Consider the following 13,074-nt stretch of genomic DNA (forward strand, 5'->3'; position numbering starts at 1 on the left):
GGGATCCCGACGCCCCCGCGCCTCCGGAGGCGGAGCGCGGGCCGGCGGGGCTCCGGCCGTACCGCGCTACGCTGGCGGCTGCCTGCACCGGCAACGCGAGGAGGAGCACCCAGCATGCGCGCCACGATCATCCACGGCCCCCGCGACGTGCGCGTCGAGGAAGTGCCCGACCCCACGATCGAACAGCCCACGGATGCCCTCGTGCGGATCGAGCGCGCGTGCGTGTGCGGGTCGGACCTGTGGTCGTACCGGGGCGAGCGCGCCACACCCGAGCCGCGCCCCATCGGACACGAGTTCATCGGCGTCGTCGAAGAGGTCGGCTCGCAGGTGGAGCGCGTCGAGGCCGGCCGCTTCGTCATCGCCCCGTTCACGCACAGCGACGGCACGTGCACGAATTGTGAACGCGGACTGACCAGCTCGTGCGACAACCTGGGCGTGTGGGGCGCGGCGGGCGCCGACGGCCGGCAGCTCGGCGGCGCACAGGCCGAATACATCCGGGTCCCCTTCGCCGACGGCACGCTCGTGCCCCTGCCGCAGCAGCCGGAGGTGGGCGACTACCGCGACCTGCTCGCGCTCTCGGACGTCCTGCCCACCGGCCACCACGCGGCACGCTGCGCGAACGTCACCGAGGGCGGCACCGTCGTCGTCGTGGGCGACGGCGCCGTGGGGCTCTCCGGCGTACTGGCCGCACAGCGGCTGGGGGCGGGCAGGATCGTCGCGATGTCGCGGCGGCCCGACAGGCAGACCCTCGCCAGAAGGTTCGGCGCCACAGACGTCGTCGACCAGCGCGGCGACGAGGGCGTGGCCGCGGTGTGCGACCTGCTCGGCGGCCGCCTGGCCGACTCGGTCCTGGAATGCGTGGGCACCGAGGAGTCGATGCGGCAGTCGCTCGGCGTGCTGCGGCCCGGCGGCCACCTGGGTTTCGTCGGCGTGCCCGCCACCGACCCCGCGCTGCACATCGGCGCGATCTTCCCGCACAACTTCCACCTGGCAGGCGGCATGGCCCCCGCCCGCCCGTACATCGACGAGCTGCTGCCCGACGTCCTCGCCGGTCGCATCTCCCCCGGCCTCGTCTTCGACAGGGCCGTGCCGCTGGGCAATGTGGGCGACGCCTACGAGATGATGACCCTCCGCAAATCCATCAAGACCATGGTCACGCCCTAGAATCAGCCACCGCCGGACGTTCCCGACGTCGCGCCCGGCCCCGTCCGCACACCGAACACTGGAGCACCCGCATGAGCCTGCCCGCACCCACGCCCGAGGCACGCGCCGTCGTCACGGGGGCCTCCTCCGGAATCGGCGAGGCCCTCGCAGCGGAGCTCGCCGCGCGCGGGCACAACCTGATCCTCGTCGCGCGGCGCAAGGAGGTCATGGACGGCCTGGCCGCGCGGCTCACCGACGAGTTCGGCGTGCTGGTGGAGGTGCGCGGCGTCGACCTGGCCGACCGCGATGCACGCACGATGCTGGTGGACGAGCTGTCCGGCCGCACCGTCAGCATCCTGTGCAACAACGCGGGGATCGCCACGTTCGGCCCCGTCGCGCAGCTGGACCCCGGATACGAACGCGCCCAGGTGGAGCTCAACGCGGTGGCGGTGCATGATCTGACGCTGGCCGTGCTGCCAGGGATGATCGCCCGCGGCACCGGCGGGATCCTCATCACCGGATCGGCGGCCGGGAACATGCCGATCCCCCACAACGCCACCTACGCGGCGACGAAGGCCTTCGCGAACACCTTCTCCGAATCGCTGCGCCACGAGCTGCGCGGGAAAGGGGTGCACGTGACGTTGCTGGCGCCGGGCCCGGTGCGCACCGAGGAGCCGGACCCCGCCGACGCGTCGATCGTCGACAGGCTCGTGCCGGACTTCTTCTGGATCTCGAGCGAGTACACCGCCAAGCTGTCTCTCGACGGGCTCGCGGGCAACAAGATGCGCGTGGTACCCGGGGTGCTCGGCAAGGCCATGTCCACCGCGGGGCAGTACAGCCCGCGCGCCGTGGTGGCACCCATCGTCGGCACGTTCTACAAGAAACTCGGCGGGTAGGCCGGCTGTTCCCCCGGTGCGCGCATGCCGTCCGGCCGTCGCGGATAAGGTGAGTCCCGTGCAGGACAAACTGGTGTGGATCGACTGTGAGATGACCGGCCTGGATCTGGGCTCCGACAAGCTCATCGAGATCGCGGCCCTTGTGACCGACGGCGAGCTGAACATTCTGGGCGACGGGGTCGACGTGGTCATCCACGCCGACGACGAAGCCCTGGCGAACATGCCCCCCGTGGTGCAGGAGATGCACGCCAAGTCGGGCCTGACCGAGGAGGTCCGCGCCTCGGCGGTGACCATGGCGGAGGCGGAGAAGATCGTGCTCGCCTACCTGCGCGAGCACATTTCCGGCGAGGGCACGGCACCGCTGGCCGGCAACACCATCGGCACCGACCGCGGATTCATCGCGCGGGACATGCCGGATCTCGACGGGTTCCTCCACTACCGCATGGTGGACGTGAGCTCCATCAAGGAGCTGTGCCGCCGCTGGTACCCGCGGATCTACTTCGGCAAGCCGGAGAAGGGCCTGGCGCACCGGGCGCTCTCCGACATCCGCGAGTCCATCGACGAGCTGCGGTTCTACCGCAAGACCGCGTTCGTCCCCGATCCCGGACCGACGTCCGAGGAAGTCGCCGAGGTCGCCGCGTCCATGGCGCCCACGGACGGCTCCGCCTAGGGCACGCACGGCGGCTCAGCCTCCCGACCTGCCGATTAGACCGCAGGCGTGCACGCACGCTAGTATCGTCCGTGGCTTCGCGTTGTGGAGCCGTCGAGTACTTGTGCCCGACGGATCCGATCGTGATCCGATGGTGGGCGTAGCTCAGCTGGTAGAGCACTGGGTTGTGATCCCAGATGTCGCGGGTTCGAGCCCCGTCGCTCACCCCACCAAGGCCCGGACTCGCGGCCGAAGGTTCGCCTTCGACCGGAGTCCGGGCCTTGTTTTCGTTTGCTGGTCCGGTTGCTGGCGGGTCCGGCGCTGGCCTTCGTTCCGACCGCACAGCGCATCCCGCCTCCCGAACGCACTTCGTCATCCGGCTCGACCGTGCGGGTCGCCGCCTACCATCGGACTCGGAAGTTCATTCGTGCCACGTCGGAGAGGAGCCCGCGGATGGCGGAGCGCCTGAAGTACGAGGATGTCGAGGCGGCGGCGGCCAGGATCCGCGGAACCGTGCGCCGGGTGGCGGTCGTCCCCGCCGAGCCCTCCGCCCCCGCCGAACCCACGGGCTCCCCTGCCCCGACCGAGTTCTTCGCGCTCGAGCAGCTCCAGTACACGGGCACGTTCAAGGCCCGCGGCGCCCAGAACTTCATCCGCGCCCACCACGAGGCAGGCACCTTCCCCGCGGCCGGGGTGACGATCGCGTCGGGCGGCAACGCCGGGATGGCCTGCGCGTGGTCGGCAGCTCAGCACGACGTGCGTGCCACCGTCTTCGTGCCGTCATCGGTGCCGCGGCTGAAGATCGATCGGCTCACGCAGTACGGGGCCGACGTGCGCCTGATCGACGGGCCGTTCGCGAACGCGTGGGATGCGTGCGACGCCTTCGCCGACGAGTCGGGCGCGCTCAAGTCGCACGCGTACGACGATCCGTTCATCGCCGCCGGGGCGGGCACCGTGATGCTGGAGATAGTCGAGCAGGTCCCGGCGCTCGACACCGTGGCCGTCGCCGTCGGTGGCGGCGGACTGTTCTCGGGAATCGCCGCGGTGGCCGGCCATCACGGGATCCGCGTGGTCGCCGTCGAGCCGGAGCGCGCCCCCACCCTGCACGCCGCCCTGGAGGCAGGCGGGCCGGTGGAGGTCGAAGTGGGCGGGGTCGCCGCGGATTCCCTGGGCGGCCGTCGCGCGTCCGCAATCGCCGTGGCAGCGGCCCAGCACGGCGACGTGCGCTCCGTCCTGGTCTCCGACGACGCGATCGTGCGGGCGCGACAACGGTTGTGGGACGAGCACCGTCTGGTGGTGGAGCACGCGGCCGGCGCGGCGCTCGCGGGGATCGGCGGCGACGGGTATCGGCCGGCCGCCGATGAGCGGGTGTGCGTCGTGCTGTGCGGGGCGAACACGGACCCGTCGGACCTGCGCTGAGCGCGCAGCAGACCGGGCATTCCCCGAGTAGACCGCTTGACGGCAACACGGGCCTGCCGAATACTCGGCAGGCCCGTGTTCGTCGGTCGCGGGTCAGCTACCCATCGCCCCGCCGATGATCTTGCCGAAGTCGAGGTTGTTGATGATCCCGGCGATCGACCCCTGCGGATCGGTGAGCGATCCGAACGCGTTGGCGCTCGCAGTGTTCACCGAGCCGAGTCCCGCATTGTCCAGACTGCCGGACACCTGCTCGCCGGCGTTCTTGGCGCGCACGGTTGCGCAGAGGTTCAGATCGGTCCAGTCGTGGTCACCGCCAGCCAGAACGACGTTGAACCCCGCCCCGCCCGCGTCGACCTTCGTGCCCGGCTCGAGATCGCTCGGCGCCCGATAGGTTGTACGCAGCGCTGCCGTCGCGCCGCCGGCGGTGGTCCAACCGGCACCGCGAACGGAGACCCTGTTACCACTCTCGACCGCGCGCGCGGTCGCGTCCTCCCACCCCTGACCACCGAGGACCCAGCTCACATTGATTTCGGCCTTCTCAAGCTCGAATCCTTCCGGGTGGAAGTCCCGCAATTCACTGATCAACGCGCCGGCTCCCCACGACTTGATCAGGAACGTGACCGTGCCGTCAGGTGCGACGACGCCGTCATTGAGGATCTCTTTGCTGAGGTAATAGTCAGTTCCGAATGAGCCAAAATTGTCGTAACTACGTTGGGCGCTCGTCGCGCACGTTTCAGCGTCGTACGCACTCGCCACACCCGTCCCCATCGCGACGCTCATCCCAGTGGCTATCAGGGCGGCGCTCGCGCCGGCGGCGGCGATCCTCGTAAAGGTCCTACGGCTCACTGTGGTCTCCATCCCCTTGGCGTGACATGGCCCGGCCGCTTTGGGGCCGAGTCGTGTGACACCGCAGGCGCTCAGCATGAAGTGAGTCACACTGAGTAGAGACTATACGAACGTCCGGATCTGATTGCAACAGGTTTCAGATGCTGGTCGGGTCCGGCTACGCGACGTCTGCGTTACCGGCCTGCCACTTCTCCCACGGGATGTTCCAGTCGCCGAGTCCCTCGATGCCGGACAGTGTCCCGCCCACCGTGTTCTTGACGACGACGATGTCACCACGGTTGAGGTTGTCGAAGAACCATTTGGCGTTCGACGGGCTCACGTTGAGGCAACCGTGGCTCGTGTTCTGGCTGCCCTGCGCCCACACCGACCACGGAGCGGAGTGCACGAAGATGCCGCCGTACGACATGCGGGTGGCCCACTCCACCGGAGTCTTGTAGCCGTTCGGGTCGTCGATCGACAGGCCGTACGTGGACGAGTCCATGATGATCTCGTCGTGCTTCTCCCCGATGATGTACGTGCCGTTGGGCGTCGGGAACATGTTCTTGCCCATCGACGTGGGCATGGTCTTGATGACCTCGCCGTTGCGCGAGATCGTGATCATCTTCGTGTTGTCATCGGCGATGGCGATCACCGAGTCGCCGATCGCGAAGGTCGCGTGGGCGTCCTCCTGGCCGTAGAGCCCTCCCCCGAGGTCCTTGCCGTAGGTGTTGACGTCCACCGTCACGTCGGTGCCGGGCTGCCAGTACTCCTTGGGGCGCCAGTGCACCTCCTTGTTCGACACCCAGTAGAAGGCGCCTTCCACCGGCGGATCAGCCGTTATGGTGATCGCCTCCTGCGCCGCCATGCGGTCCGGGATGGGCTCGTCGAACTGCACCACGGCCGGCTGGCCCACGCCGACCGTCTGACCGCCGAACGGCAGCATGTACGCGGCCGTCAGATTGTCCGGCTGAATCGTCGTGAACTTCGCGGTCTCCGTCACGGGCCCCGCCTCGCCCTGCGCCTGCGCCTGCACCGTGTACGTGGTGCCGTAGCCGAGGTATTCATCGGTGGTCCACGACTGGCCGTCGGGCGCCAACTCACCCTCGACCTTCTCGCCCTGCGGGTTGCTCATCGTCACGCCGGTGAGCGTGCCGTCGGCCACAGTCAGCGACACGGGCTCGATCGGTGAGACGCCGGTCGCCCCGTCCGGCACCGCGAACTCGACTTCCGCGGCGACCTTCTCGGGTGTCTCGGGCGCCGTGGCGGAATCGGAATCCCCGCCGATCGTGCACGCCGACGTGGCCCCCACCAACGCCACGAGACCGACAACGGCAACAGCATGACGGCGCCCCCATACGCGTCCCCAGCTCGCCTTCACACACGACTCCGTTTCACAATCGAAAGACACGACTCCGACCGCCCCTGCGCCGACCGGGAGCGTCTGCACGCCCGAATGTTCCCATCATCACAGCAGACGTGCTGTATATGATGCCATCAATGGAGGGACCTGCGGGAACACCGCGCCGCAATAGCGACGTACGCCACACCCACGCCCCACGCTTTTGTCATCGTCTGCGGGCCTGATACTGTTTCCAACGCACCGAGCGAACGGGGTGCGGCACTCGACGCCGGACTCGCTCGCAAGGCATGCACGCGCCGTTAGCTCAGTTGGTAGAGCAGCTGACTCTTAATCAGCGGGTCCGGGGTTCGAGCCCCCGACGGCGTACCACCGAAGCCCCCGTCCGGATGATCATCCGGGCGGGGGTTTCGCGTTGCTGTCATGAAGGCCGGCGACACGATTCGATCCGGTTTCCTTCGACACGGACGCCGGCACCCTCGGGTACCGTGATCCCGCACCTGTCGACACCGGGGGGGATCATTGACAGACAGCACCGACGAACTCGTCATCACTCAAGACGCCGTCGACACCATCGCGGGGGCCTACGATCGCGCGGCTGAAGAGTTGGAACTCCTTGCAGTCAGATTCAATAGAATCTATAGCCGCCAACCGTGGGGCACGCTCCCCTCGATCCTGCAGCTTCAACAGATGTACCTGGACCTCGCCGTGGGCGACAACGGGTCCGCGGTCATACGGCTGCGGGAGTTCGCCCAGATGGCCCGCGATCTCGCCGCCTGGGTACGGTCCAGCGCCGCCGAGCTGATGGCGGCGGACACGTTCACGGCACGGAACCTCGAAGACGCTTTGATAGCCGGTCGACCGAACGGATGAGGGTCCGCATCATCGGCCTGGCGATTGCCGGCGTCGCACTTACTGCATCGTGCGCGGACACCTCTACCGCGACCGCACCGCCGATTTCATCGCACCCGGGGGCCGCGCCCGCTCCTGCGTTGGCCGACCCTTGCACCGATGACATGCTTGAGTGGTTTACGACTCGAGGGCTACGACTCGCACCGCACGTTCCAATCGACCGGGATCCAAGTTCAAGCGGGTGCACTTACGGTAACGCCATGCTCGCCGTCTCCGTCATGTCCCAGCTCGAACACGCCGACGGCTCGACCAGGAGATGGGTGCAGCGGGTTCTGGAAGCGTCCGGCGAGGTTCTCCCCACAGAGGTGGCGGGGCGCCCGGCGCAGATGTCCATCCGTGACCACGACGGCGTACGGCAGGACTGCCATGTTCTCGTCACAGTCGACTTCGGGTTCGTCCACGTCATCGGCGGCCCTCGCGGTGATGCCGACGTCAGCCCCACTCGCGACTGCGACCAGACCCGCACGCTCGCTGCCGCGCTCGTCACCCGGCTCATGGACCACTGACGCACATCGACACCCGGATGACACGAAATCCACATTCCACGTACCTCGGATGGTGGCAAACCACCATCCGAGGGTCACAGAATGTGGACTTCGTGTCACTGCGGTCGCGCCGCCGCCCGGCGCGGCGCACTGAGCGCAGGCGCCCTCAGCCCAGATCGTTCAGCGCACGATCTTGACCACCACGAGCCCCACGACCACTACGCCGGTGCCGATGAGCCCGTACCGCACCGCCGGCGAAGACACCGAGGCCATCACCCGTTCCTTGAGGGAGTCCGCCATGCGCTTGGGGCGCGTGGCCAGCTCGTCGAGCGTGGCGGCGAGTTCTTCGCGCGCACGCTCGATGTCGCGCTCGATTGCGTCGGTGTCCCTGGCCACGTGTCCTCCATCGACTGTCGGGCTGTACGCGCTTGTTCACGGATGTACGCACAACACCGTAGAACAGGTGGGCCCTGCTTGTGTGGCGCGCATCGGTAATCTCTGGGATATGAGCGACGCAACCCCCACGCCCCACCGACTCGCGCCCGGTGACGAGGCCCCCGCATTCACTCTCCCCGATGCCGACGGCAACGACGTTTCGCTGGCCGATTACCACGGCCGCAAGGTGGTCGTCTACTTCTATCCGGCGGCCTCGACGCCCGGGTGCACCAAGCAGGCCTGCGACTTCCGCGACAACCTCGCCGAGCTCGACGGGGCGGGACTGTCCGTGGTGGGCATCTCTCCCGACAAGCCGGCAAAGCTGGCCAAGTTCCGCGATGACCAGGGACTGAACTTCCCGCTCCTGTCGGATCCGGAGAAGGCCACGTTGACCGCCTGGGGCGCGTTCGGCGAGAAGAAGATGTACGGCAAGACCGTGCAGGGCGTGATCCGTTCGACCTTCCTGGTGGACGAGGAGGGGCGCATCGAGGTTGCGCAGTACAACGTCCGCGCCACCGGGCACGTGGCCAAGCTCCGGCGCGACCTCAAGGTCTAGCGCTGCCGGGGCGGCGCGACCCTGTCACGCTGCGCCGCCCTTGCGGATCGACATGAAGAACATCCCGGCATACGTTCCGCCGAAGGCGATGGAGCTGATCGACACCCCGTAGAGGATCGCGCGCCCCACGTCCTCCCCCATCGCCAGCCAGATGATCTGCACGATGGCCATGCAGATGGCCGCGGCCAGGCCGGCGGAGGCGGCGGAACGTGCGTGATTCTGCAGTCGGGAGTCCATGCGTATCCTTTCGGCGGGTCCCAGTGCAGTGCAGAACGCTACACCCGCCACATCTCCGCTCGAATGTGACGCGGAGCATCAGACGGCCCCTCAGGCCGCGGCTTCGTGCGTGTCGCGCGAACGGATGGCGCCGTCGACCAGTTCGATGGTCTCGTCCACGCCTGAGGCCAGCCCGGGGCCGAGGGTCGCCAGGTCGTGGCTGACGATCACGGCCGCCAGGTTCCGCTCGCGCACGAGGCGGGCGATCAGTTCGACGACGGCGCGGCCGCGTTCCGTGTCGAGCGCCGAGGTCGGCTCGTCGACCAGCAGCAGCGACGGGCCGCCCATCAGCGCACGCGCGATGTTCACGCGCTGGCGCATGCCGCCGGAGAGTTCGTGCGGCCGGCGGCCGGCGCTGTCCGCCAGGCCCACCTCGTCGAGCAGCGACATCGCCTCGTCCCGGTGCTTCGAGCGGCGCATGCCGCGGATGTCCACGGCGAGCAGCAGCTGGTCCACGGCGGTCAGCGCGGGGATCAGGTTGTCCTGCTGGAACACGAAACCCACCTGCTCCCGGCGGATCCGGGCACGCTCCTTGGCGTCGGCGCCGGTGACGGCCACGTCTCCGACGACGACCTCGCCCGAGTCCGGGGTGATGAGCGTGCCGGCCACTGCGAGCAGGCTGGACTTGCCGGAACCGGACGGGCCCGTGACCGCGACGAAGCGGCCCGCCGGGACGTCGAGGTCCACGTTGTCGAGGGCGGTCAGCCGGCCGCGGCCGTCGGGGTAGGTGAGGGTGGCGTTGGACATCTTGAGGCTCATCGTTGCTCCTTGATGGGGAGGGGAAGTATCGGGGTTCGAGCGGATCCGGCGCGCGTCATCGCTGCATCGCCACCAACGGGTCCACCTTGGTGACCGACAGCACCGCGAGCAGTGCGCCCAGCAGGCCCAGTCCGGTCATTCCCAGCACGGGCACAAGCACGCCCACTGCGGTGACGACGATCGGCACGGTGCCGGAGGCCGCCAATGCGAGCAGCACGCCCGCGGTCACGCCCACGGCCTGCCCGGCCACCAGCACCACCACCGCCTGACCGAGACCGTCGCGCAGCAGGTAGGAGCGGTCGGCGCCCATCGCCCGCACCACCGCGAGGTCGCCGCGGCGCTGCTGCGTCCACACGGTGAAGAACGCTCCGACGACCAGCGCGGAGATGGCCAGCAGCATCAACTGCATCGCCAGCAGCGACCCGTGCTCGGAGCCGTATCCGGGGACCGCATCGGTGATGCTCGACATCGGAAGCACGGTGGTCCCGTCGATCGTGGGGGCCTGGCCGAAGACCACTACCGCGCTGGTGCCCTGGTCATGCGAGAGGGATTCCCACGTTGAGACGGTGGTGTATCCGACGGGAGTGTGCGCGAACGAGCCGGCGTCCCCCAGCCCGGAGACCCGCAACGTGTCGGCGCCCGCGGTGACGGTGTCGCCCACCGTCACTCCGAGATCGTCGGCCTGGGAATGGGAGAGCAGGATCTCGCCGTCCCCGGGCTGCGTGCCCTCGTCGGCGCGCGGCATCAGCGCCGGGTCCGCGCCGAACACGCTGAGCGCGGCGCTGGATCCGCCGTGGCCCAGTCGCGTGGTCGCCACCCCCAGCCGCGCGGTCTGCGCGTCGGCGGCCTCCCGCACCTGGGAGACCGCGTGCGCGTCCAGCGTGCTCTCGCTCAGCGACGGCGACTGTCCCTGCGCCGGGGCCTGCAGCACCACCGACTGCCCGGGGAGGCGTTCCACCGCGGAGATCGACTGGCCCTGCAGCCCGTTCGTCAGGGCGGACAGCGCGACCACCATGAAGCTCATCAACGCGATGACGGCGCTGATGAGCGTGAAGCGTCCCCGCGCGAACAGGATGTCCCGGATACCGATGAACATGTCTCTCACAATCTCCAACTGCACGGCGCCCTCTGCGGCCTGTGATACACAGTCTTCCGCGCGCCAGGCCGGGAAACATCGGAGAAGGGGACGGTCTTCGCGGATCCTCCGGTGGATGCGCGGATCAACCGAAAGTCGTAGTGCCTGGCCGCCGCCCGGATGTCGGGGATACTGGATGTCGTGTCGGATCCAGGAAACGCAGTACCTTCCGCAGCTTCCCCGCGGGCCGCTGCGCCCAGTCACCCGACACCCGACGAACGACCCGCCCACGCCATCGACCGGTACGTGCTCTTGGCCGGCCACGTCCTGTTCACGGTGCTGCTGGTCATCGGCACGGTCCGCGCAGTCGCGGGCGGCCCGCTCACTGCCACTGGCCCCGTCGCGCCGCTTGTCCTGGCCGTCATCACTGCGGCGTGGTACGGAGCGGGCGCAGCGCGGGTCGCGGGCGACGCCGCCGACCGCCGATCCCACGCGTGGCTGGCCGGGCTGCTTCTGCTGTGGCTGGCGCTGGTGGGGGTGTCCGGCGAGTTCATCTGGCTCGCCTTCCTGCTGGCGATGCTGGTGTGGCACCTGGTGCCGGCGCGGGTGGCCGCCCCCGTCGACATCGGCGTCGCGGTGGTGGCCGTCGTCGGGTTCGCGTGGCACCAGGGCGAGGTGCAGGCGGGCGCCGTCATCGGCCCCGCCGTGGGCATCGCGAGCGCCGTGGTGATGACGGAGATCTACCACCGGCTGCGTGCACAGTCGGAGGAGCGACGGCGGCTGCTCGAACAGCTGGTCCGCACCCAGGCGGCCCTCGCCGACAGGGAGCGCGCCGCGGGCCGCCTGGCCGAGCGCGAACACCTGGCACGCGAGATCCATGACACCGTGGGGCAGAGCCTGTCCAGCGTCATCCTCCTGCTGCGCGCCGCGCTGGCCGACACCGCGCTCACCGGCGCGGCCGACGACCACCCCGACGGCCGTACCCCCGCCCCGCCGTCGTCCGCGGCTCCCGATCCCGACGGGGCGCAGCGTGCGCATCACGCCCATCGCATCCAGTTGCAGACTGCGCTCGACAGCACCCTCGCGGCACTGGGCGAGACCCGGCGTCTGGTGCGCGGACTCGACCCCGAGTCGATCGAGAAGCACGGCCTGCGCACGGCCCTCGAGGCGCTCGCCGTCGAGAACCGCGCCATGGGCGTGCGCACCACCTTCACCGAACACGGTGCGCCGCATCCACTCCCGCGGCGTTCCGAGGTGGCGTTGCTGCGCGCGGCGCAGGAGGCCGTCACCAATACGCGCAAGCACGCCGACGCCGACTCGGTGGCGATCACCCTGACCCACCAGGAGGATGAGACCAGCGTCGACATCGTCGACAACGGGCGCGGTTTCGACGCGCACGCACCGCTGCCGCCGCAGCTCGACGGCAGCGGCTACGGGCTCGCCGCGATGCGGGCGCGCATCGGCGAATGCGACGGCGACGTCGTGGTGGAGTCCGGCGACGGTCACGGTACCGCGGTGCGCGCCACCGTCCCCACCATCGCGTCGGCACGAACAGGGGAGGACGCATGACCGCACCGATCCGGCTGCTGCTGGTGGACGATCACCCGGTGGTGCGTGCGGGGCTCCGCGCGGTGCTCACGGCCGCCGCGGGCGTCGAGGTGGCGGGCGAGGCCGCGACCGCCGACGAGGCGCTGCGCCAGGTCCGCTCGCTTCCGGCCGTCGACGTCGTGCTGATGGACCTGCGCCTGGGCGACGGCGCCGACGGGGTGGAGGCGACGGCGCGGATCCGTGCGCTTCCGCATCCGCCGCGCGTACTGATCCTCACCACCTACGAGACGGACAACGACATCCTGCGGGCGGTGCAGGCGGGCGCCACCGGCTATCTGCTCAAGGACGCCGACCCGGACGCCTTGGTTCGGGCCATCCGCTCCGCGGCCGCCGGGGAGACGGTGCTGGCGCCGATGGTGGCCTCGCGCCTCCTCGATCGCATGCAGTCCCCCGCGACGGCGCTGTCCCCGCGTGAGCTGGAGATACTGGGCCGCGTGGCGGAGGGCGACTCCAACCGCGACATCGCGCGGGCGTCGTCGATCTCCGAGGCCACCGTCAAGTCCCACCTGGTGCACATCTACAGCAAACTGGGCGTGGACAGCCGCACCCGCGCGGTGATCGCAGCGCGCGAGCGGGGCCTGCTGTAGCGATGCGCGTTCAGGCGAGGCGGACGCGATCGCAGAACGCGGCGGCCGCCCGGACAGGTGACCGTGACCGCCGGTGACACGCCGCGCGGTGG

Annotated in this window: 15 protein-coding genes and 2 tRNA genes; 11 read left to right on the plus strand and 6 right to left on the minus strand. The window is 69.4% G+C overall.

The window, feature by feature from the left end; all coding sequences use genetic code 11:
* Nucleotides 1–114: 114 nt before the first annotated feature.
* The 5 genes from FO059_RS13150 to FO059_RS13170 all read left to right on the plus strand — a co-directional run bounded on the left by FO059_RS13150 (nucleotide 115) and on the right by FO059_RS13170 (nucleotide 4,107).
* Nucleotides 115–1,164, plus strand: a complete 1,050-nt coding sequence (locus tag FO059_RS13150) for an alcohol dehydrogenase catalytic domain-containing protein (RefSeq protein ID WP_143909415.1) — start codon at nucleotides 115–117, stop codon at nucleotides 1,162–1,164.
* Between the two features lie 71 nt (nucleotides 1,165–1,235).
* Nucleotides 1,236–2,039: a mycolate reductase gene (gene cmrA, locus FO059_RS13155; RefSeq protein ID WP_143909417.1), complete on the plus strand. Its 804-nt coding sequence runs from the start codon at nucleotides 1,236–1,238 to the stop codon at nucleotides 2,037–2,039.
* Between the two features lie 58 nt (nucleotides 2,040–2,097).
* Complete coding sequence (orn, locus tag FO059_RS13160) at nucleotides 2,098–2,709, plus strand: oligoribonuclease (protein WP_168226626.1); 612 nt, start codon at nucleotides 2,098–2,100, stop codon at nucleotides 2,707–2,709.
* Nucleotides 2,710–2,842: 133 nt separating this feature from the next.
* Nucleotides 2,843–2,918, plus strand: a tRNA-His gene (locus FO059_RS13165).
* 223 nt (nucleotides 2,919–3,141) lie between these two features.
* The gene (locus tag FO059_RS13170) at nucleotides 3,142–4,107 is read left to right on the plus strand and encodes a threonine/serine dehydratase (RefSeq protein ID WP_143909421.1); all 966 of its coding nucleotides are present in this window, start codon (nucleotides 3,142–3,144) and stop codon (nucleotides 4,105–4,107) included.
* Between the two features lie 93 nt (nucleotides 4,108–4,200).
* On the opposite strand, the gene FO059_RS13175 is transcribed toward FO059_RS13170, so the two are convergent.
* Both FO059_RS13175 and FO059_RS13180 read right to left on the minus strand, forming a co-directional pair.
* Nucleotides 4,201–4,953, minus strand: a complete 753-nt coding sequence (locus FO059_RS13175) for a hypothetical protein (RefSeq protein ID WP_143909423.1) — start codon at nucleotides 4,951–4,953, stop codon at nucleotides 4,201–4,203.
* A 157-nt stretch (nucleotides 4,954–5,110) separates the two neighbouring features.
* The gene (locus FO059_RS13180) at nucleotides 5,111–6,250 is read right to left on the minus strand and encodes a L,D-transpeptidase (RefSeq protein ID WP_233266725.1); all 1,140 of its coding nucleotides are present in this window, start codon (nucleotides 6,248–6,250) and stop codon (nucleotides 5,111–5,113) included.
* Nucleotides 6,251–6,585: 335 nt separating this feature from the next.
* Here FO059_RS13180 and FO059_RS13185 point away from each other — a divergent pair.
* From FO059_RS13185 to FO059_RS13195, 3 genes are all read left to right on the plus strand, one after another.
* Nucleotides 6,586–6,661 (plus strand) — tRNA-Lys (locus FO059_RS13185).
* A 150-nt stretch (nucleotides 6,662–6,811) separates the two neighbouring features.
* On the plus strand, nucleotides 6,812–7,162 hold the full coding sequence (locus FO059_RS13190) for a hypothetical protein (RefSeq protein ID WP_143909425.1): 351 nt from the start codon (nucleotides 6,812–6,814) through the stop codon (nucleotides 7,160–7,162).
* Complete coding sequence (locus FO059_RS13195) at nucleotides 7,159–7,707, plus strand: DUF3558 family protein (RefSeq protein WP_143909427.1); 549 nt, start codon at nucleotides 7,159–7,161, stop codon at nucleotides 7,705–7,707. The genes FO059_RS13190 and FO059_RS13195 overlap by 4 nt, the downstream gene beginning before the upstream one ends.
* A 159-nt stretch (nucleotides 7,708–7,866) precedes the next feature.
* Here the strand turns inward: FO059_RS13195 and FO059_RS13200 are convergent, their stop codons facing one another.
* Complete coding sequence (locus FO059_RS13200; protein ID WP_143909430.1) at nucleotides 7,867–8,082, minus strand: DUF3618 domain-containing protein; 216 nt, start codon at nucleotides 8,080–8,082, stop codon at nucleotides 7,867–7,869.
* Nucleotides 8,083–8,191: 109 nt separating this feature from the next.
* Here FO059_RS13200 and bcp point away from each other — a divergent pair, with 109 nt between their 5' ends.
* Nucleotides 8,192–8,677 carry a thioredoxin-dependent thiol peroxidase gene (gene bcp, locus FO059_RS13205; RefSeq protein WP_143909432.1) on the plus strand — a complete coding sequence of 162 codons (486 nt, stop codon included), beginning with the start codon at nucleotides 8,192–8,194 and terminating at the stop codon, nucleotides 8,675–8,677.
* Nucleotides 8,678–8,701: 24 nt separating this feature from the next.
* Here bcp and FO059_RS13210 read toward each other — a convergent pair whose 3' ends face one another.
* The 3 genes from FO059_RS13210 to FO059_RS13220 all read right to left on the minus strand — a co-directional run bounded on the left by FO059_RS13210 (nucleotide 8,702) and on the right by FO059_RS13220 (nucleotide 10,808).
* Complete coding sequence (locus FO059_RS13210) at nucleotides 8,702–8,914, minus strand: hypothetical protein (protein ID WP_143909434.1); 213 nt, start codon at nucleotides 8,912–8,914, stop codon at nucleotides 8,702–8,704.
* Between the two features lie 90 nt (nucleotides 8,915–9,004).
* The gene (locus FO059_RS13215; protein ID WP_143909436.1) at nucleotides 9,005–9,712 is read right to left on the minus strand and encodes an ABC transporter ATP-binding protein; all 708 of its coding nucleotides are present in this window, start codon (nucleotides 9,710–9,712) and stop codon (nucleotides 9,005–9,007) included.
* A 55-nt stretch (nucleotides 9,713–9,767) separates the two neighbouring features.
* The gene (locus tag FO059_RS13220) at nucleotides 9,768–10,808 is read right to left on the minus strand and encodes an FtsX-like permease family protein (protein WP_143909438.1); all 1,041 of its coding nucleotides are present in this window, start codon (nucleotides 10,806–10,808) and stop codon (nucleotides 9,768–9,770) included.
* A 285-nt stretch (nucleotides 10,809–11,093) separates the two neighbouring features.
* Between FO059_RS13220 and FO059_RS13225 the strand changes: the two genes are divergently transcribed.
* A complete protein-coding gene (locus FO059_RS13225) occupies nucleotides 11,094–12,356 on the plus strand; it encodes a sensor histidine kinase (RefSeq protein ID WP_143909440.1) in 1,263 nt (420 codons plus the stop codon).
* A complete protein-coding gene (locus FO059_RS13230) occupies nucleotides 12,353–12,982 on the plus strand; it encodes a response regulator (protein WP_143909442.1) in 630 nt (209 codons plus the stop codon). Before FO059_RS13225 ends, FO059_RS13230 begins: the two co-directional genes overlap by 4 nt.
* Nucleotides 12,983–13,074: the final 92 nt, after the last annotated feature.

This window comes from Tomitella fengzijianii, from assembly GCF_007559025.1.
Taxonomy (GTDB): Bacteria; Actinomycetota; Actinomycetes; order Mycobacteriales; family Mycobacteriaceae; genus Tomitella; species Tomitella fengzijianii.